This is a genomic window from Rahnella variigena (assembly GCF_003610915.1).
Classification (GTDB): Bacteria; Pseudomonadota; Gammaproteobacteria; order Enterobacterales; family Enterobacteriaceae; genus Rahnella; species Rahnella variigena.
Genome location: NZ_NSDJ01000002.1, coordinates 517,214 through 535,806, shown reverse-complemented (window position 1 = coordinate 535,806; position 18,593 = coordinate 517,214). Strand labels below are relative to the sequence as shown.

At 54.7% G+C, this 18,593-nt stretch carries 16 protein-coding genes; 3 read left to right on the top strand and 13 right to left on the bottom strand.

Features of this window, described 5'->3' with window-relative positions:
• Positions 1-10 precede the first annotated feature (10 nt).
• Genes CKQ54_RS24350 through CKQ54_RS24330 form a run of 5 tightly spaced genes read right to left on the bottom strand, consistent with a single transcriptional unit; the run spans position 11 to position 5,985 of the window.
• A complete protein-coding gene (locus CKQ54_RS24350) occupies positions 11-1,006 on the bottom strand; it encodes a dipeptidase (protein ID WP_120163370.1) in 996 nt (331 codons plus the stop codon).
• Positions 1,003-2,628 (bottom strand): ABC transporter ATP-binding protein, encoded by a 1,626-nt coding sequence (locus CKQ54_RS24345; protein ID WP_120163369.1) that lies wholly within the window; start codon positions 2,626-2,628, stop codon positions 1,003-1,005. The genes CKQ54_RS24350 and CKQ54_RS24345 overlap by 4 nt, the downstream gene beginning before the upstream one ends.
• The gene (locus tag CKQ54_RS24340) at positions 2,628-3,443 is read right to left on the bottom strand and encodes an ABC transporter permease (protein ID WP_120163368.1); all 816 of its coding nucleotides are present in this window, start codon (positions 3,441-3,443) and stop codon (positions 2,628-2,630) included. The genes CKQ54_RS24345 and CKQ54_RS24340 overlap by 1 nt, the downstream gene beginning before the upstream one ends.
• Positions 3,440-4,438 (bottom strand): ABC transporter permease, encoded by a 999-nt coding sequence (locus tag CKQ54_RS24335; RefSeq protein WP_120163367.1) that lies wholly within the window; start codon positions 4,436-4,438, stop codon positions 3,440-3,442. The genes CKQ54_RS24340 and CKQ54_RS24335 overlap by 4 nt, the downstream gene beginning before the upstream one ends.
• Positions 4,438-5,985, bottom strand: a complete 1,548-nt coding sequence (locus CKQ54_RS24330; RefSeq protein WP_120163366.1) for an ABC transporter substrate-binding protein — start codon at positions 5,983-5,985, stop codon at positions 4,438-4,440. The genes CKQ54_RS24335 and CKQ54_RS24330 overlap by 1 nt, the downstream gene beginning before the upstream one ends.
• Positions 5,986-6,215: 230 nt before the next feature.
• Here CKQ54_RS24330 and CKQ54_RS24325 point away from each other — a divergent pair, with 230 nt between their 5' ends.
• The 3 genes from CKQ54_RS24325 (at position 6,216) to CKQ54_RS24310 (ending at position 11,397) form a co-directional block, all read left to right on the top strand.
• Entirely contained in the window at positions 6,216-8,555 is a 2,340-nt protein-coding gene (locus CKQ54_RS24325) for a molybdopterin-dependent oxidoreductase (protein WP_120163365.1), read from the top strand.
• Between the two features lie 719 nt (positions 8,556-9,274).
• Positions 9,275-10,771, top strand: a complete 1,497-nt coding sequence (locus tag CKQ54_RS24315) for an MFS transporter (protein WP_120163363.1) — start codon at positions 9,275-9,277, stop codon at positions 10,769-10,771.
• A 47-nt stretch (positions 10,772-10,818) separates the two neighbouring features.
• A complete protein-coding gene (locus CKQ54_RS24310; RefSeq protein ID WP_120163362.1) occupies positions 10,819-11,397 on the top strand; it encodes a TetR/AcrR family transcriptional regulator in 579 nt (192 codons plus the stop codon).
• Positions 11,398-11,433: 36 nt separating this feature from the next.
• On the opposite strand, the gene CKQ54_RS24305 is transcribed toward CKQ54_RS24310, so the two are convergent.
• From CKQ54_RS24305 to CKQ54_RS24270, 8 genes are all read right to left on the bottom strand, one after another.
• Positions 11,434-11,598 (bottom strand): DUF2474 domain-containing protein, encoded by a 165-nt coding sequence (locus tag CKQ54_RS24305; protein ID WP_013577857.1) that lies wholly within the window; start codon positions 11,596-11,598, stop codon positions 11,434-11,436.
• An 11-nt stretch (positions 11,599-11,609) separates the two neighbouring features.
• Positions 11,610-12,617 (bottom strand): cytochrome d ubiquinol oxidase subunit II, encoded by a 1,008-nt coding sequence (gene cydB, locus CKQ54_RS24300; RefSeq protein ID WP_120163361.1) that lies wholly within the window; start codon positions 12,615-12,617, stop codon positions 11,610-11,612.
• 2 nt (positions 12,618-12,619) lie between these two features.
• On the bottom strand, positions 12,620-14,044 hold the full coding sequence (locus tag CKQ54_RS24295) for a cytochrome ubiquinol oxidase subunit I (protein WP_095925805.1): 1,425 nt from the start codon (positions 14,042-14,044) through the stop codon (positions 12,620-12,622).
• 519 nt (positions 14,045-14,563) lie between these two features.
• The gene (locus CKQ54_RS24290; RefSeq protein WP_120163360.1) at positions 14,564-14,842 is read right to left on the bottom strand and encodes a hypothetical protein; all 279 of its coding nucleotides are present in this window, start codon (positions 14,840-14,842) and stop codon (positions 14,564-14,566) included.
• Positions 14,843-14,895: 53 nt separating this feature from the next.
• On the bottom strand, positions 14,896-15,141 hold the full coding sequence (locus tag CKQ54_RS26135) for a dual specificity protein phosphatase family protein (RefSeq protein WP_120163359.1): 246 nt from the start codon (positions 15,139-15,141) through the stop codon (positions 14,896-14,898).
• A 44-nt stretch (positions 15,142-15,185) separates the two neighbouring features.
• Positions 15,186-16,949, bottom strand: coding sequence for a bifunctional alpha/beta hydrolase/class I SAM-dependent methyltransferase (locus CKQ54_RS24280; protein WP_120163358.1), 1,764 nt, complete (start codon positions 16,947-16,949; stop codon positions 15,186-15,188).
• Between the two features lie 87 nt (positions 16,950-17,036).
• Complete coding sequence (locus tag CKQ54_RS24275; RefSeq protein ID WP_120163357.1) at positions 17,037-17,966, bottom strand: phosphatidate cytidylyltransferase; 930 nt, start codon at positions 17,964-17,966, stop codon at positions 17,037-17,039.
• Positions 17,959-18,561, bottom strand: coding sequence for a CDP-alcohol phosphatidyltransferase family protein (locus CKQ54_RS24270; protein WP_120163356.1), 603 nt, complete (start codon positions 18,559-18,561; stop codon positions 17,959-17,961). Before CKQ54_RS24270 ends, CKQ54_RS24275 begins: the two co-directional genes overlap by 8 nt.
• Positions 18,562-18,593: the final 32 nt, after the last annotated feature.

Here is an 18,593-nt window from a genome sequence, read left to right as displayed (position 1 = left end):
CCATAAGCGTTTACCAGACTTCTCTCGCCAGCCGTAAGAAGTTTTCCCCTAGCACATTGCGGATCACTTTTTCGCTGTGTCCTGACTGTAACAAGTGGCCAGCAACCTCTTCCAGCGCGGAGGGATGCACGTAGCCACCTTCGCCGGAATATTCCTCTGCGGGCCAGTATTCAGGATGTGCCGCCAGAATTTCGCCGGTACTGACATTGCCCACAGGAAAGGCATAATCCAGTGCTATTCCCACGTGGCGGGGACCGGCGAGATGTATCAGATAATCGACATGCCGGGCGAACAGCGCGGCGTCGGGCGCGCTGTCACCCAGGAACTCACCAATCCCGTTCACGCCAATCAGCCCGCCATTGTTCACACATGCCCTGATTTGTTCATCGCTGATGTTTCTGCCGTGCGCATGTACGGCTTTTGGATTGGAATGGGAAAAGATGACCGGCTTACGGGAATATTCAATGGCTTCGATGCTGGTCTGAAGACTGCAATGAGAGACATCAACGAACATGCCAACGCGGTTCATTTCATCAATCACTTCTTTGCCGAATGACGTCAAACCTGCGTTTTCATCATGGCAGCCGCCACCCGCCAGATTATTGCGGTTATAAGCAAACAGCATCTGTCGTACGCCCAGGTGATGATAAAACTCCACCATTTCAACGCGGCCATCCAGCGCGTTCATCCCTTCGATATCAAAGGTGATCGCCAGCTTTCCTGCAGCACGGGCGGTCAGAATATCCTCCGGCTGGTTCACCAGCAAATAGTCATCGGCATGATCGAGGATCCAGTGCCGGAACGCCGCCAGATTGCGTACTGTCTGCTCCCACGGCAGGACATCGAAGCCGACATCCACTGACAGGTAATGCACGCCCGCATCCCGCCAGAGTTGTAGATTATTCAGGTCTGCTGCCGGATCGGGCATGAAGCCGGAGTGGCCATCCCAGACCAGCGAGTCGGAAAAAATTGCGCGGGCGCGTCGGGCTATATCGGTCTGGATCATGTGAGTATTTCCTGCAATGACAAGGGGTGTTCGGGGGACGGAACCTTCAGGGCTGATGCCAGCCAGCCGGGTTCCAGCGTGGGTTCGGCCTGCAACAGACGCGCGGTGTAATCATCGAAAGGCGGCGTCAGCACCGTCTCCCGCAAGCCCTGACGCACCAGTTTGCCGCGATGCATGACGGCCACGGAATGGGCAATGCTGCGCACCGTCGCGATGTCGTGAGTGATAAAAAGCAAGGTCAGGCCGGCAGACTGCTGAAGCTGTCTGAACAAGGCCAGTACGCCCTGCGCGACCAGCGGATCCAGTGCCGAGGTCGGTTCATCACAAATGAGAATTTCCGGTTCCGCTGCCAGCGCCCGCGCAATTGCCACTCGCTGTTTTTGCCCGCCTGAAAGCTGCGAGGGAAAACGATCGGCCAGCTCCGGCGCCAGTTCTACCTGCTCAAGCAACTGACTGAGGCGTGCTTTAAGCGCGGCACCGCGCAAACCGCTGCGGCGCATGATATTCCGCCCGATCAGCTCACGTACCCGGTGGCGCGGGTTCAGTGCGGTATCCGCGTTCTGATAAATGTACTGGATTTGCCAGCGCTGCTGCGCAGTTCGCCGCTGACAATCAAACGACAGTGCCTTGCCTTCCAGCGTCAGCTCGCCGGATTGCGGTTTTTGCAGCCCGGCCAGCGTGCGGGCCAGGGTAGATTTACCGGAGCCCGACTCGCCGACCAGCGCAAAGGTTTGCCCGCGGGGCAGTGTCATCGAAAGCTGCGAGATAACCGGCTGCCCGTTACCGTACCCGACGGTCAGATCACGCAGTTCAAGCACCGGCGCATGTTGTTCAGCGACCAGCAGCGGTGCCGGGTGTCGGGTATTGAGCAACGCACGGGTGTAAGGATGTGCGGCTGACCTAAGGATATCGGCAGTGCGGCCATATTCGATCTGTTTGCCGTGGCGCAACACCAGCAGGCTGTCGGCAATTTGCGAGACCACGGCAATATCGTGCGAAATATACAGCGCCGCCGTGCGGGTTTGCTTCACCGCGTGGCGGATAGCCGCCAGAACGTCGAGCTGCGTAGTGACATCCAGCGCGGTGGTCGGCTCATCAAAAACAATCAAATCAGGCGAGGAGCACAGTGCCATGGCGGTCATTGCCCGCTGCAACTGACCGCCGGAAACCTGATGAGGATAGCGTCTGGCGAACTGTACCGGATCCGGCAAACCGAGCAGGGCGAACAGCTGCAACAACTTTTCCTGTGCGGCCTCACGCGTCAGGACACCGTGATAACACGCGGCTTCAATAACCTGCGAACCCAGCGGAAATGCCGGATTAAAACCGGCACTGGCCGATTGCGCGACATAACAAACGCGTTTGCCCTGAAGTGTTGCTAAACGGCACGCATCCCGGGGATGATAAGTTTGCCCCTGAAAAGTAATGCTGCCGCTGAGCGGTCGCAGCGCGCCGCGATAATGCCCCATCACCGCGAGCCCGAGGGTGGATTTCCCGGCGCCAGATTCGCCGATTACGCCCAGCACGTCGCCTTTGCGTAATTCAAAAGACACGTGGTCAATCAATACAGTTTGCTGATGTCCAACGCACAGCTGTGCGACCTGTAAGAGTGCCTCTGACATTACTGATCCTCCTGTTGTTGCAGCTTTCTGCTCAGGGCATCGACCAGCAAATTGACGGCAATGACCAGCAACGAAATGGCGATGGCAGGGTAAAAGGCGGCACTGACACCAAACAGAATGCCGTCTTTATTTTCCCGCACGATGGCGCCCCAGTCGGCTGCGGGGGGCTGGATCCCCAGCCCGATGAAAGAGAGTGTCGAGATAAAAAGAATGCTGGCGCTGAACTGCATTCCCCATTCTGCCAGCAGCGGAAAGCGGGCGTTGGGCAGCATTTCGCGGATGACCCGGTACGCGTGAGATTCACCGGCAAGCTTTGCGGCTTCCATGTAATCCGTGGCCAGAATATGCGAGGCAAGGCTGTAACCGAGACGATAAACGCGCGTCGCACCGATGGCGGCCAGCACAACGATCAGCGTGCTGTTAGTTTGTGGTAACACCGCCAGCGCCACCAGCGCGATAATCAGCGACGGCAGTGACATAAACAGATCGTTGAGGCGTGACAATATTCCCTCCACCGCGCCTCCCACACTGACCGCCAGAAAGCTAAGCAGCGTGCCCGCAAGCGTAGCCATTACTGAAATCACAAAAGCAAACGACAAGGTAAGACGTGCGCCAGACAGCAGACGGGAGAACAAATCCCTGCCGAGATTATCGGTGCCCAGCCAATGGGCGGCACTCATTGGTTGCCAGATTTCACCGCTTATCTGACGGGCATCGTAAGGCGCGATCCACGGCGCGGCCAGCGAGGCGAAGACAAACAGGATCAGCAGAAACGCACCGGTCACGGCGCTTACTGAGGAGAAAAGTGATTTCATCGCGGGAACCTCAGTCGTGGGTTTGCCGCCATCGCCAGCATATCGACCAGTAAATTAAGCAGAATATACACGGCGGCAAACACCAGCCCGCAGGCCTGCACGACCGGAATGTCGCGTACGGTGACGGCATCCACCATGTATTGCCCGACACCCGGATAGACAAAAATCACTTCAATGATCATTGCACCGACAATCAGTCCGGCCAGATTCATGGCGATCACGGTCAGTACGGGGGAAATGGCATTCGGTGCGGCGTGTCGCCATAAAATACGCAGCGGCGGTAATCCCTTCAGCCGCGCTGTTTCCATCCACGGCGTACTGGTGACCGACATCAGCGCACTGCGTGCCGATCGCAACATGTTTGCCAGCACTGCAATCGCCAGTGTCAGCACCGGCAGCAACAGGGCGGAAAGACGATCCGGCAGGCTCATGCCGTCATAAATCGTAGAGGGAAACGTCGAGACGCCCACGTGTAACACCAGCACCTGAATCAGCAGATAGCCGATTAAAAATTCCGGCAGTGAGAGAATAATCAGGGATACCAGCGTAATCATACGGTCGGGCAGGCGGTGCAGATAGCGCACGGCGAACAGACCGCCCAGTAACGCGACCGGGATCGCAAGTAACGCGGCGGCACCCGCAAGCCACAGTGAATTGAGTAACCGGTGCCCGAGCTGTGCGCTGACCGGTTGCTGACTGGCCCATGAGAGCCCGAAATCGCCTTTGAAAATCTGTAGCATCCACAGCAGATAACGGGTGACCAGCGGCTTATCCAGCCCGAGACTTTGCCTGATACTGGCAATCGCCTCAGGTGTCGCTGCGCGTCCCAGTGACGCGGCAGCAAAATCACCGGGCAGGGCGTTGACGGCGGCGAAGATCAGCAGCGATACACCCCAGAGTAAAATCACCGCCAGCAGCAGGCGGTGAATGATGGCGCGGGCGAGCGGATGACGGGGCGCCGTGCTGCGCATCCCGCGCGCAATAAGACTTTTCATCAGTTGTTCAGCCAGACGCGTGAGATGACGTGACCGTTGGATAAATCGTTGCCGACATCTTCGATATAACCCTGAAGTTTGTTGCTGCTGGCGTTGAGGTAATTATTGAACACCGGCAGCAGGGTGCCGCCTTCATCACGCACAATCAGCGCAATGTCGTGATACAGCGTGCGGCGTTTGGCCTCATCCTCTTCAGCCCGTGCAAGTTTGAGCAGGCTGGCAAATTGCGGATTAGCGAAGTGGGTTTCATTGCTGGCTGAGGACGGGCCCAGTTCGAGCGAATAGATCAGATCCTGGGTTAAACGTGTTCCCCATGACGACACGCAGAACGGTTTATTACGCCAGACATTATTCCAGTAGCCGTCATCCGGCTGGCGGCGGATATCAATTTTGATCCCGGCTTTCTGCGCGCTGAGCTGGAACAGCGTGGCGGCATCGACGGCACCGGGGAAAACCCCTTCAGCGACATCCAGCACAATGGGCCTGCTGTAGCCGGATTTTTTAAAGTGGAATGCGGCCTGATCGGGGTCGTACTGGCGTTGCGGAATATCGGCCGGGAACAACGGATACGCACTGTTGACCGGGAAATCATTGCCGAGCGAGCCATAACCGCCCAGCACGCGATCCAGAATTTGCTGGCGGTCAATGGCCAGTTTCAGCGCCAGACGCAGGTCGTTATTGTCGAATGGCGGGGTGTTGACCATCATCGGCAACGTGTAATGTCCGCGTCCCGGTGTGTTGTAAATCGTGACCGGGCCGCTTTTCAGCAGTGCCACGATTTTCGGGCTCAGCCCGCTGATGAAATGCACTTTTCCGGTAGACAGTGCCGCAACCCGGCTCGATGCATCATTAATCGCGATCACTTCTGCACTCGCCACATTGCCCCGGCTGCTGTCCCAGTCATGCGGGTTTTTCTCCAGCTGGGTATAGACGCCAGCCTCGAATTTGACGATGCGGTAAGGCCCGGTGCCGATCCCGGCGTTAGGATTTTCATAGCCGCCACCGGGCTGGATTTGCAGGTTCCACAGCGAAAGTACCAGCGGGAAATCGACATTGCTTTCATTAAGAGTAATGGTGATTTTATCGCCATCACTGGTGACGGTACTGATGGATGACAGATAGGCAATTACGCCGGAACGGAATTTCGGATCACGGTGACGGGAAAGGGTTTTGACTACATCTTCTGCCGTCAGCGCCTGGCCGTTATGGAACTGAACGCCTTTACGAAGGGTAAATATCCAGCGCGTTGATTTGTCGGCGCTTTCCCAGCTTTCTGCCAGCCCCGGTATCGCTTTGCCGCTGACCGGATCGGTACGCACCAGCGTATCGCCCCAGGCACAACCTACCACCATCATGTATGAACTGATCCAGCTTGCCGGATCCAACACGTCGGTGGTCGCCGCACCATCAATGCCCAGTTTGAGGTGTCCGCCTTTCTTCGGTGTGTTGTCGGCAGCGGTGGCGGGCAGGGTAAAACTGAGCCCGGAAGCGGCGCCGGCTGCCAGAGAAAACTTGAGGAAATCGCGACGATTCCAGGAATTTGGCATTTTTTATTATCCTTATTTTATAGGCTGATACGGTGTGAATACCCTGCTGCACAGGCGAATCTGATGGTCAGAAATTGCCCCAAAGGGGCGTAATCCTAAGAAATAGGGAAGGGGGTGTCTAATACGTAAATAAGATAAGCGTATGATAAAAATAGAAATAACACAGACAGCGTAGCCGCGGGCGCAACGGCATGCTAGTGTGCATTTTTGCCTGAATTTACCTGCTTATAATGAAAAAAAACCATGATCTGGCTGTTATGCACTGGGGAACGTACCGCGTTGCCACGGCTGACGGTGTTTTAAAATCTGTCGAACCCGTGGAATGGGATCGTAATCCGTCTGAAATCGGACAATCCCTGGTGGGTTCGGTAGACGGACCCAGCCGCGTGCGTCGCCCTGCGGTCCGACTGGGCTATTTGCAACACGGCGCGGCCTCGCGTGAAGGACGCGGCAAAGAGCCTTTTGTCGAAGTCAGCTGGGAGACGGCGCTGTCGCTGGTCGCGGCTGAACTCGCGCGCGTAAAGGAAACCCACGGTAATTCTGCGTTCTATGCCGGGTCTTACGGCTGGTCGAGCGCCGGTCGTTTTCACCATGCGCAAAGTCAGATGCACCGGTTTTTCAATCAGTTTGGCGGGTATACCGGCAGCACTAACACCTACAGTCTGGCCGCAGCGGAGCGTTTATTGCCGCACATTATCGGTGATCTGGATGTGCTGCAAAAACAGCATACTCACTGGTCCGTGCTGGCCGGAAAGTGCGAGCTGTTCGTCGCGTTCGGCGGACTGCCGTGGCGCAATGCGCAGGTCAACGGCGGCGGTGCCAACGATCACTCTCTGAAATACTGGTTACAGGAAATGGAGCGAACCGGCACCCGTTTCATCAATGTCAGCCCGGTGAAGAATGATCTCTCGTCGGTGAAAACGGCTGAATGGCTGTCCCTCAAACCGGGCAGTGATACCGCACTTTTGCTGGCACTGAGTTATGTTCTGGTCGATGAATCCCGTTATGACGCCGGTTTTGTCGCCAGTCATACCGTCGGATTCGATACGTACCGCGATTATCTGACAGGCGTACGCGACGGACAGGCCAAAACGCCGGAATGGGCAGAACCGCTGACTGGCGTCAGCGCGCAGGCAATCCGCACGCTGGCGCGCGAGATGTCCGAAAAGCAGACCATGATTAATATCGCCTGGTCTTTGCAACGCGCACGACAGGGCGAACAAACTTTCTGGGCGACGGTGGCGCTGGCGTCTTTACTCGGACAGATCGGCACGCCGGGCGGCGGGCTGGGCTTTGCCTACGCGTCTACCAATCTTGCAGGCTCCGATCGCCGCACCTTCTCCGGCCCGCGTTTGCCGATGGGTAAAAATGCGGTGAACGATCACATCCCCGTGGCGCGGCTTTCCGACATGTTGCTCAATCCCGGCGGCGCGTATCAGTTCGATGGCAAAAACTGTCAGTATCCCGATATCCGGCTGGTTTACTGGGCGGGCGGTAACGCGTTTCACCATCATCAGGATATCAACCGGCTGGTGAAAGCCTGGCGTCAGCCCGATACCGTGGTGGTGCATGAACAGTACTGGACGGCGCAGGCTAAGTTCGCAGACATCGTGCTGCCGGTGACAACGTCACTTGAGCGCGAGGATATCGGCAGCGCCAGCAACGACGGCTACATGATTGCCATGCGTCAGCATATTGCGCCGGTCGGTGAGGCGCGCAGCGATTACGCGATATTTGCCGCGCTCGCGCAGCAAATGGGCTTTGGCGAGGTCTTCAGCGAAGGGCGCGATGCGGCGGACTGGCTGCGGCATATCTACCAGCTTTCGGTTCCCCGTGCGCAGGCCGATGGCATTGAGCTGCCCGAATTCGATGATTTCTGGCAACAGGGCAAACTGGAATATGCGCGTCCGGATGCGCCGCAGATCCTGTTCGAAGACTTCCGCCGTGACCCTGAAGGATCGCCGCTGGCTACGCCGTCAGGCAAAATCGAACTGTTTTCACAGACGGTGGCGAATTTCGATTACGAAGAATGTCCCGGTTTCCCGTTCTGGTATGAACAGGACTACCGTGAACAGCAGGCAACCCGTGCCCGCTGGCCACTGCATTTGCTCTCAAGTCAGCCACGGACACGGTTGCACAGTCAGTACGATCACGGCAGCGTCAGCCGTAAGACAAAAATCAGCGACCGTGAACCGCTCTGGTTACATCCGCAGGATGCCGCTGCGCGTGGCATTACTGAGGGCAGTATCGTGCGGGTGTTTAACGATCGTGGCGCAATCCTGGCGGGTGTTCATCTGACCGAGGATCTGCGCCCCGGCGTGGTGCAAATGTCGACCGGTGCCTGGTACGACCCGCAGGATCCGTCGCAACCCGACTCGCTGGATAAACACGGCAACCCGAACGTACTGACGGAAGATCGCGGCAGTTCGCGACTCGGGCAAGGCTGCAGTGCGCAAAGTTGCTGGATTGATATCGAGCGCTGGGACGCGCCTTTACCCGATGTCACGGCTTTCCAGCCGCCGGTGTTAAGGTCGCGGGCGTCGGACCACACCGACAAGACCTTGGGTTGACAGCCAAACTGGCCCTAAGGTCAAGGTCGTGGGCTCGCCGCCCACACTGGCCCAAAGGGTTTTAAACGAAACCCTTTGGAATCCTGCGTTTTTTTAACTGCACGCTCCGCTCGCTGGCTATGTTTCAGGTATCACCGCGACAGGCTGGAAATCTTGCCGCTTTGCGGTTCCTTCACTCGGTCCTGGAGCCTCCGGTCTCCAGGCCGCTCCGTTCAGCAAGATTTCTGAATCGCCCGCACGATCTTAAATCAACGGCAGATTGTTTTTATCTTTTAGATAAGTTTATTGGCGTGCTCAAAAATGGCACCGAATGAACGGTTCGAGACCTATGGCTCGAAACCTGAAATTCGGGAATCGCGCAGCGATGACATTTTGCGCCACTCACCAATGCACCAGAACATGTACGTCGTGCCTGCGATAGCGCGCAGTGAAAAAGCGCGGAGTCCAGAGGCCCGCGCGTTACCGGGTCTCTGGTCGGTGTGGGCCGACGCCCACGACCTTGACCTTAAGAGCCAGTGTGGGTGGCAACCCACGACCTTGATCATAATTTGTTTTTAAAAGCCGCCTCTTTGCAGCGGCCAACTGCAAATCCAAACTTCCCCCATTCGCTACTTCAACGCTTCATCAACTGGCGGACAGTTGCTGCTTGAGTTTGAGCGGTTGCTCAAGTATCTTGCTGGACTTGAGCGCTTGCTCAAAATCTATCTGAGGCACTTTTTATGTTCGTCAATAACCGCTGGCTGATACTTGCGATTGTCACCAGTACACTCTTTTTGATCATCATTGATATGACCGTGTTGTACACCGCGTTACCGCGTCTGACGCAGGCGCTGGGTGCCACGGCATCGGAAAAATTATGGATAGTGAACGCCTATCCGCTGGTGGTCGCCGGTCTGTTACCGGGCGCGGGAATGCTCAGTGACCGTATCGGACACAAAAATCTTTTTATGAGCGGGCTGCCGGTATTTGCGCTCGCCTCCCTGTGCGCGGCGTTTTCCGCCAGCGCTGAAATGCTGATCGCTTCTCGTGTTTTCCTGGCGATTGGCGCGGCCATGATGATGCCTGCGACCTTGGCGATTGTGCGTCATGTCTTCACCAACGAACGTGAACGTGCGCTGGCGATCGGTATCTGGTCGGCGGTAGCGTCAGGTGCGGCGGCGCTCGGGCCGGTGATCGGCGGCGTGTTGCTGGAATATTTCTGGTGGGGCTCGGTGTTCCTGATCAACGTGCCCATTGTGCTGGCCGTTTTCCCGTTTGCCCAGGCACTGATCCCACGCGGTGAAGGCAATAAACAACGTCCGTGTGATTTTGCCGGTTCTGCGCTGGTGATGGCGGGGCTGGTAGGGGTTATTTACGCGCTGAAAGAACTGAGCCAGATTAACTCTTCATGGCTGGTGATCTTGGGTTCTGCCGCCTTCGGTGTGCTGTTCCTCGGTTTATTCGTCAGAAGACAAAAACGCGCTGTACAGCCGATGATCGACTTTTCACTGTTCCGTAATCGTGCGTTTGCCTGTGGCGTGGGCGTGGCGATCACCTCAATGATTGCGCTGATCGGTATCGAACTGGTGCTGAGTCAGCGGTTGCAGCTGGTGCTCGGACTGACGCCGTTTATGGCGGCGATGTTTATCCTGCCTATCCCGGTGGCGTCTGCGCTGGCCTCGCCGCTGGCGGGTATGCTGATCCCGCGTGTGGGTGTGCGTAAAATGATGCTGGGCGGCTTCGCGATATCTGCGCTCGGCATCGTCATTCACGCACTGGTCTATGATGGCAGCGCGGTGATGCAGCTGATCAGTCTGTTTATTTTAGGTTTTGGCCTGGGCGGCGCTGTGACGGCGGCTTCCACCTCCATCATGCTTAATGCACCGGAAGACAAGGCCGGAATGGTCGCCGCGATAGAAGATGTGTCGTGGGAAATGGGCGGCGTGCTTGGCGTCACCTTGCTGGGTGGTCTGATGACGGCCGTTTACAGCCGCAGTCTGACCCTTCCGCAAGGACTGGTCAGCGGTGAAACGGCGTATGACAGTCTCGATGAAGCGTTAACGATTGCTGGTCATCTCAGCCCTGAGCATGCGTCGTTGCTGACCAGCCTGGCACGAACCGCGTTTGATCAGGCGTTTCTGGCGGTACTGATTTCTGCCGCTGTGCTGGTGATTGCCAGCGTCGTAGTGCTGAAAATCGTGCTGCGTAAGTCCGTGGGCACACGCCGGGCTTCCTGATAAAATGCCGGTCTGAGCAGTTGCTCAATGCCAGCACAGGATAAATGATGAAAGAAAACCGGGAAGCGTTAAGGGCTAAAATTCTTGACGGCGCCATCAGTCTCTTTATCGAAAAGGGGATTGAGAAAGTCACGACGCGTGAGCTGACGGAGTACGTCGGGATTTCCCGCAGCCATATTTATCATTATTTTCCTGACTGGCAGACGCTGTGCATTGAAGCGTTGTCAGTGGTGATGATGGCGGAACTGAAAGAGTTTTCCGCTGAAATCGCACTGCTGGAGCCCAAAGCAAAATTGCACACGCTGGTGTGCAATTATCTGCCTGATACGCAGGGTGATATCTGGCAGTTGTACGGATCGCTCTGGCAACTGGCGGCACATAACGAGGCTTACGCCGAACTGGCGCGGCTGATGGTACATAAGTGGCTGGCACTGCTGGCTGAGATTATCCGCGCCGGGATCGACAGCGGCGTGTTCCGTCCGACCGATGCCGGACGCGTCACCCGCCAGTTATCCGCCATCATGAATGGCTATTCCGATCAGCTGATCGTCATGCCTTCTGCCGAAGCCCGTCAGGAAGCGATGGATGACATTTTGGATTTTATCGGAAGGGTGCTGGAAAAATAAAAAACAGAAGGCCGCCATGATGGCGGCCTTTTTCACTTAATGACTTCTCATTCCTGCCGCAAACATCAGCAAATGAAACACCGATGCCACAACAAATAACGCCAGCACGCTGCCGCCCCAGATGACGGCCATCCAGCCGACACGCTTTAAGAACGGGGCTTTAGTGATGTTGCTGTCATCCATTTTTCTGATGAGATTCATAATGCGATTCCTCAGTGATAACCCTGATCCGGTGTGACTTTCCCGCGGAACACGTAGTAGCTCCAGAAGGTGTACACCAGAATAATAGGGATGATGAACAGGGCGCCGACCAGAATAAAGCCCTGACTTTGCGGAGGTGACGCCGCTTCCCAGATGGAGATGGACGGTGGAATGATGTTCGGCCAGATGCTGATCCCCAGACCGGTATAGCCCAGGAACACCAGCGCCAGCGTCAGCAGGAACGGCGAGTGGTGCGCATTTTTGCTGATGGCGCGATACATCCATGCAGAGACCAGCACTACCAGCACCGGTACCGGCAGGAACCAGTAGAGGTTAGGGCGGGAGAACCAGCGGGTGGCGATATCGCTGTGTGTCAGCGGCGTCCAAAGGCTGACCGCCAGCGTCACCAGCAGGAAGACTATCAGCAGCGGTTTGGCGATGTTGTGCATCGCTTCCTGCAATTCGCCTTCGGTTTTCATGATCAGCCAGGTGCAGCCGAGCAGGGAGTAAGCCACCACCAGCGCAAAACCACAGAACAGCGTGAACGGCGTCAGCCAGTCCAGCGCGCCACCGGCATAAGTACGGTTCACCACCGGGATCCCGTTGATGACCGCGCCCAGCACCACGCCCTGACAGAACGTCGCCAGCACTGAACCGCCAATGAAGGACTTATCCCACACGTGGCGTTTGGCCGGGCTGGCTTTGAAGCGAAATTCAAAAGCGACGCCACGGAAGATCAGGCCGAACAGCATCAGGGTCAGCGGGATAGTCAGCGCGTCCAGTATTACCGAATACGCCAGCGGGAATGCGCCGTACAGCGCCGCACCGCCCAGCACCAGCCAGGTTTCGTTGCCGTCCCAGACCGGCGCAACGGTGTTCATCATCACGTCGCGGTCGTGCTCTTTTTTCACCAGCGGGAACAGCAGACCGATACCCAGGTCGAAGCCGTCCATCACCACATACATCATCACGCCGAAGATGATGATCAAAAACCAGATCAGCGGTAAGTCGATACCCATTATCAAGCTCCCTTATTTTCGTCGGTCAGTGATTCTGAAATCGCAGACAGCGGACGTGCAGGCGTGCGGTGCTGGCCCGGACCACCGTGGTCAACGCTTTCGCCTTCATGCGCCTGCGGACCCTTACGGATCAGACGCATCATGTAGCCGTAACCGACACCAAACACCGAGCAGTAAATGACGATGAACAGGATCAGGCTGACGCTCATTTGCAGCACATTGTGGTTGGATACCGCATCTTTGGTGCGCAGCAGTCCATAAACCACCCACGGCTGACGCCCCATTTCAGTGGTGATCCAACCCGCCAGTAACGCCAGCAGACCGGAAGGCCCCATCAGGAAAGCAAAGCGCAGGAACGCTTTGGAGGTATACATTTTGCCGCCACGACGCAGGATCAGGCTCAGCACACCCAGCAAAATCATCAGCATGCCCAGACCGGCCATGATGCGGAAGGTGTAGAAAATAACGGACGAGTTCGGACGATCTTCTTTCGGGAAGGATTTCAGCGCCGGGATCTGATGCGTCAGGCTGTGCGTCAGGATCAGGCTGCCCAGATACGGGATTTCAATCGCGTAACGGGTTTCTTCACGGTTCATGTCCGGGTAACCAATCAGCACCAGCGGGGACGGTTTGTTGTCTTTATTTTCCCAGTGGCCTTCGATGGCAGCAATTTTGGCTGGCTGATATTTCAGGGTATTCAGACCGTGCGCATCACCCAGAAACGCCTGAATTGGCGAGACGATCAACGCCATCCACATTGCCATCGACAACATGGTACGGATGGCTGGCGTGTCGCGACCGCGCAGCAAATGCCACGCTGCAGCAGAACCTACGAAGAACGCAGACGCCAGGAACGCGGCGGTGGTCATGTGCATTAAGCGGAACGGGAATGACGGGTTGAAGATAATCTTCATCCAGCTGACCGGAACGACCAGATTGTTAACAATCTCGTAGCCCTGCGGGGTCTGCATCCAGCTGTTCGACGCGAGGATCCAAAACGTCGACATCAGCGTACCGAGCGCCACCATGCAGGTAGAGAAGAAGTGCAGGCCAGGGCCGACGCGGTTCCAGCCGAACAACATCACGCCTAAGAAACCGGCTTCAAGGAAGAATGCGGTTAACACTTCGTAGGTCAGCAGCGGGCCGGTAATGCTGCCTGCAAATGAGGAGAACATGCTCCAGTTGGTGCCGAACTGGTACGCCATCACCAGACCGGAGACTACGCCCATACCGAAGTTAACGGCAAAGATTTTAGACCAGAAATGATACAAGTCGCGGTAAGCCTCTTTCTTTGTTTTTAGCCACATGCCTTCCAGAACCGCCAGAAAACTGGCAAGCCCGATGGTGATTGCGGGAAAAATGATGTGAAAAGAGACGGTGAAGGCAAACTGGATCCGGGCCAGTTCTAGCGCATCAAGACCAAACATAACAACCTCTTTTTGTGTGTCAGATAACCCTTCCAGACGCTGGCACCGGTACGGGAACCGGCGATGTCGGACATTCGCAGGTGAAGTCTTGAATGAAAGGGCAGTACAGCTGGGGTTTCGCGAGGAATGGATTTAACCACAGTGGGAGAAGGCATTAACAGGGACGGTCACGGGAGGGAATTACTGGCTGAAACACTTTCGTGGCGGGCACAGAGTGAGGCGGGACAAAACAATTTTCGATGTCAGAGGGCGTGAGGGGGGATAACCCTAAAAAGAGGATGGTTATGTTGTTGCATTGATCTGGATCAAAGAGTTTTGATGTTTTCCAAATGTAATTACCCTGCATCCGGTAATGATTTGTTGTGTGCAAAATCGGTAACAAAAAGGTTAAATCGGGCAGGGCATCAGCGCATTCTTATTTTTAATGCAATGTAAATTTATGTCATCGGTTTTGGCAAAAACCGCACCTGATCAGGTAATGATTGTAGCATTTGTTTACATTTGTGTGGCGTGAGGTGGCTATATGAGGAGGTGTATTAACAAGAACCCAGCCGTGATCAGCCACAGTAATCCCACGGTTAACATTGTGCGATGCAGAAGTTTACGTGCGCCTTGCCAGCGGGCTTCAAGCGGGCGGGTCGGACCTTTTCTGACAAGCCACAGTTGTGCCATCCCCTCATCAAAAAACTCAAGGTCATGGCGGCTGATGAGCAGGACGAACAGTTTCTCGTCAAGCCACAAACGCCAGCTCCCCAGCTGAATTTGCATAATTTTATTGGTCATCAGGGGGTCTGGCATAGCGACTCCTGATAGTGACCGAGTGCCCGGATGTGTGCAGCAGAAAATACCACCTAAGGCCGTTGTGTTCGGATATGAGCGATCGCCTGTTGTGCAGTCTGAAATCCGCCTTCTGACATTAACCATGCCGCGGCGATAGTGGCGCTGCGTGACAAGCCTAACGCGCAGCAAACCAGAACGGTGTCATGTGAATGCTTAAGCTGGGTCAGCCGGTACACTGCTTCTTTGAGTTGCGCTAAATCTGGTTCACCTGACCATAGCTGAGAAAAAACAGTGGGCCCAGTACGAACAGCCAGCATAGCCCTGTTTCCAGGGGCTGGCGGTCTGCGCCGGTATTGCAATGTCAGCCATGGGATTTTCTTACCGCCAGAGATACGGTGAAAATGCCAAACTCATCAATAAGCTGATGAGATTTTTCAAAACCTGCCTGTTCTACGAGGGCGTCCATTTCGCCCTGACTGCGAACGCGCATTATCCACGGGATGCCGTTCTGGTGACTGGTTAAGGTATACGCGATGGTTTTTAGCTGCGGATGCCACGGCTGACCGGTATAAATCAGCATACCGCCGGGTGGTATCGCTGCGGCCAGCCCGGCCAGTGAGTTTCTGAGTAAATCGTTATCTGGGAATAATTCGTACAGTCCGGAAACGATACCCAGCGTCGGTTTGGGCTCGAGTGACGCCAGAGAGTCGTAGTCGAAAGCATTGCCTTTCCTGAACTGAGCAACGTGGGAAAGCCCGCGCTCCTCTATCATTTTTATGCCTTTTTCTACATTGATATCGCTGTAATCGCGCAGCAGAATGTTTTCAATCTCCGGTTGATTTTGGAGTGCATCCAGTACATATCGCCCATGCCCGGCAGCAATATCCAGGATGCGTACTGGCATATCACGCTCAAGTAAATTCCCGATAGCCTGTCCGATCATCTTTTGAATATGAATTTTGCGTATCCGTATACCCCGCCAGCCAATACTGTTGAGGTAGACCCGGTCAATCATTCGCCCTAAAACACCCTTACCTTCAGCAACATTGCGGTAGACGTAATCAAGCGTGCTGCCTGAGTCAAATCCAGTTTCATACCCTAACTGCATGCCCTTTGATTGTCGTCCGACCGTTTTCATGCCGTAACTCAGCATCCGATAGAACATGCCTTCTGGCGTGCCTGCTTTCAAGGGTGCCTGCAAATCACGATAAGCATCCGCGCCGGGACTCCAGCAGTCTTCATCTTTGTAGTCAAACGACTCTTGTTTTTGATTGTAAAGTCGGGTGACGAAACTTTTGATTTTATCGAAGGCAATATGGCGTTCTTTTTCACCTAATGTGTCGTGGTAAAAACCCGGCAGAATGTGTTGCTCTTTAATTTTACTGCGCAGACCGGCGTAAAATTGCTTCTGTGGTTTTGTGTGAACGACAAAATCGTCGCCCGAAATCAGCAACTGAGTCGGCAGGGTAATGGCAGAAGAATCACTGATGATGCGGTCAGCCGTTTTGTACAAATCCAGTAAAATATTGACGGCAATCTGGCGGGTGATCAGTTTGTCCTGATCAAAATTCGCGTTACGTTGTGGATCGTGTGTCAGGAATTTTGATTTGACGTAAGAGTTAACGTAAAACAGACCGCGCAGGCGCCGCATGAATGCCAGTCCGGTTCGGGCGAAAGGCACGTACAGTTTGACTTTGAAGGCCGGGGAAGCCAGCACGACACCGCGAATTTTCGGCGCATAATCATGCACCCACGTAGCAACCAGCACGGCGCCCACGCTTTGCGCGATCACCACAATATCTTCTGCTTGTACCCCTGCGTCTTTTTCAACAAAACGGACAAACTCATCAACGTCCTGTACGGATCGGGCAAGGCTCGGACTGTATCCGCGTTCACCGGGAGACTGGCCGTGCCCGCGTGCGTCCCAGGCATAAAAATCGGTATCATGCATCGTCAGTTCATCCACTATATGCTGCAACCGGCCGGAATGTTCGTGCCCGCGGTGAAATAAAATGATCACTTTCTTGCCAGCACTATGCGTCGCCGGCCAGTGGCGAAAGTACAACGCTTCACCATCGCCGGTCGAAAAGGTATTTTCCTGATATTGGCGAATTTCCTGATTCATGTGACTTTCCTTGTTGTTTAATTCTGCATAATGAAAAGCGTGTGAATATAGCGTCGCAGCACGCGCCAGAGTTTTTAATACACGCACCTATCCATAGAAATAATTAAAGAAGTGGAAAAATAACGGTGCGGTATAAATCAGAGAATCCAGCCGGTCGAGAATGCCACCGTGACCGGGCAACAGATTCCCGTAATCTTTCACGCCGACGTCGCGTTTGATGGCAGACATCACCACATCCCCGCAGAATCCGCCAAAACCGATGATGAGGCCCGCAGAGAGAGAATGCAGACCATTCATCGGGGTCAGCAGCGGGCCAAATATCCCCGCCAGAAGTGTTGTCGTGAAGATGCCACCCGCTAAACCAGCCAGGGTTTTATTCGGGCTGACCGTGGGCGTGACCTTGATTTTCCCAAACCGTTTGCCCCATAAATATTGAGCAATGTCGTTGATTTCAGTGGCAGCGACCAGAAAGACAACCAGCAAGGCACCCGCGCTGCTAGTGTTACCTGACAGGGTTAGTAAATACGCCACGTGGCTCAGCGCAAAAACGGTGGTCATCATTCCCCAGTGCATGACCGCAGCAGAGTGCAAAAAACCTTTAGTGTCGCCGATCATGACCATTCTGGCAGGAAGCAACAGGAAGACATAAATCGGGATAAAAATAATAAACATGCCGTACCATGACATTCCAACCCAGATATATTGCAGCGGGATCGCCGCATACATCCATAAAAGCGGAATACGGTCAGAAAGGCGGGTAGGGGCGAGTGTCAGATATTCTTTGAGTGATAAAAAACTGACAAGGCCAAAGAAGCTTAACGCTAACCATTTTGGTGACAACATGGCTAATGAAAAAACAAAAATGATCACCCACCAGCTTGTGATCCGTTGTCTTAATTCAAGCCAGTCACGTTGTGGTTTGCATTTAATTAATATGAATAAAATGAAGGTAGCGAAAAGCAAAATACCAAAAATACCTGAAAGGCAATATTGCAGCGTTTGAGCTGAATCAGACATTCATTACCGCCACGGCTTCACGACAGCGATTGATGCATGTCCAGATCAGTAATAATGCAGCGACGATTAACACCACGTTGAAGATATATAAATACTGAGGCCACAACGCAATGCCAAGCCCTGACGTACCAAATAAAAAGGCACGGTCACTTTTCCCAAGTGGGCCGCGATAGTCTCTTTTACCGGTCAGTGTCTGCGTGAGAATGCCGCAAAATTCGCTGAACCATGACAACAGCACCACGACGACCACAAGCTGTGGCGAAACGCCGGTCAGAAAGGCAAAACCGAGGTAAAGAGCTGCATCAGAGATAAGGTCTCCCGACTCATTGAGGATCGCGCCCAACGGAGTTCTTTGATTAAATTCGCGAGCCAGCATGCCATCAATGGCATTCAATGCCATGCGGAAAAACAAAAAAATCGGCAGTGAAATATACAGAACGGGAAAAGGGAAGAGCATCAATATTCCGCCCAAAACGACAGAGCTGAACATAGCCACAAGTGTGACCTGATTGGCTGTCACCCCCCGTTGATGGAGTTTTACGACCAGGGGTCTTAATAGATTTTGGAAGCGGGGTTTCATGTCGTAAAGCGTCACTGTGTGGCTCCTGCCCTGGTGATGAATAGTCG

Excerpts from the sequence above, each read along its gene's own strand:
- CKQ54_RS24310 (WP_120163362.1), top strand. The coding sequence starts at position 10,819 with ATGAAAGAAAACCGGGAAGCGTTAAGGGCTAAAATTCTTGACGGCGCC.
- CKQ54_RS24305 (WP_013577857.1), bottom strand. The coding sequence starts at position 11,598 with ATGAATCTCATCAGAAAAATGGATGACAGCAACATCACTAAAGCCCCG.
- CKQ54_RS24325 (WP_120163365.1), top strand. The coding sequence starts at position 6,216 with ATGAAAAAAAACCATGATCTGGCTGTTATGCACTGGGGAACGTACCGC.
- CKQ54_RS24295 (WP_095925805.1), bottom strand. The coding sequence starts at position 14,044 with ATGTTTGGTCTTGATGCGCTAGAACTGGCCCGGATCCAGTTTGCCTTC.
- cydB (WP_120163361.1), bottom strand. The coding sequence starts at position 12,617 with ATGGGTATCGACTTACCGCTGATCTGGTTTTTGATCATCATCTTCGGC.
- CKQ54_RS26135 (WP_120163359.1), bottom strand. The coding sequence starts at position 15,141 with ATGCTGGCTGTTCGTACTGGGCCCACTGTTTTTTCTCAGCTATGGTCA.
- CKQ54_RS24340 (WP_120163368.1), bottom strand. The coding sequence starts at position 3,443 with ATGAAATCACTTTTCTCCTCAGTAAGCGCCGTGACCGGTGCGTTTCTG.
- CKQ54_RS24315 (WP_120163363.1), top strand. The coding sequence starts at position 9,275 with ATGTTCGTCAATAACCGCTGGCTGATACTTGCGATTGTCACCAGTACA.
- CKQ54_RS24345 (WP_120163369.1), bottom strand. The coding sequence starts at position 2,628 with ATGTCAGAGGCACTCTTACAGGTCGCACAGCTGTGCGTTGGACATCAG.
- CKQ54_RS24290 (WP_120163360.1), bottom strand. The coding sequence starts at position 14,842 with ATGCCAGACCCCCTGATGACCAATAAAATTATGCAAATTCAGCTGGGG.
- CKQ54_RS24330 (WP_120163366.1), bottom strand. The coding sequence starts at position 5,985 with ATGCCAAATTCCTGGAATCGTCGCGATTTCCTCAAGTTTTCTCTGGCA.
- CKQ54_RS24280 (WP_120163358.1), bottom strand. The coding sequence starts at position 16,949 with ATGAATCAGGAAATTCGCCAATATCAGGAAAATACCTTTTCGACCGGC.
- CKQ54_RS24275 (WP_120163357.1), bottom strand. The coding sequence starts at position 17,966 with ATGTCTGATTCAGCTCAAACGCTGCAATATTGCCTTTCAGGTATTTTT.
- CKQ54_RS24350 (WP_120163370.1), bottom strand. The coding sequence starts at position 1,006 with ATGATCCAGACCGATATAGCCCGACGCGCCCGCGCAATTTTTTCCGAC.
- CKQ54_RS24335 (WP_120163367.1), bottom strand. The coding sequence starts at position 4,438 with ATGAAAAGTCTTATTGCGCGCGGGATGCGCAGCACGGCGCCCCGTCAT.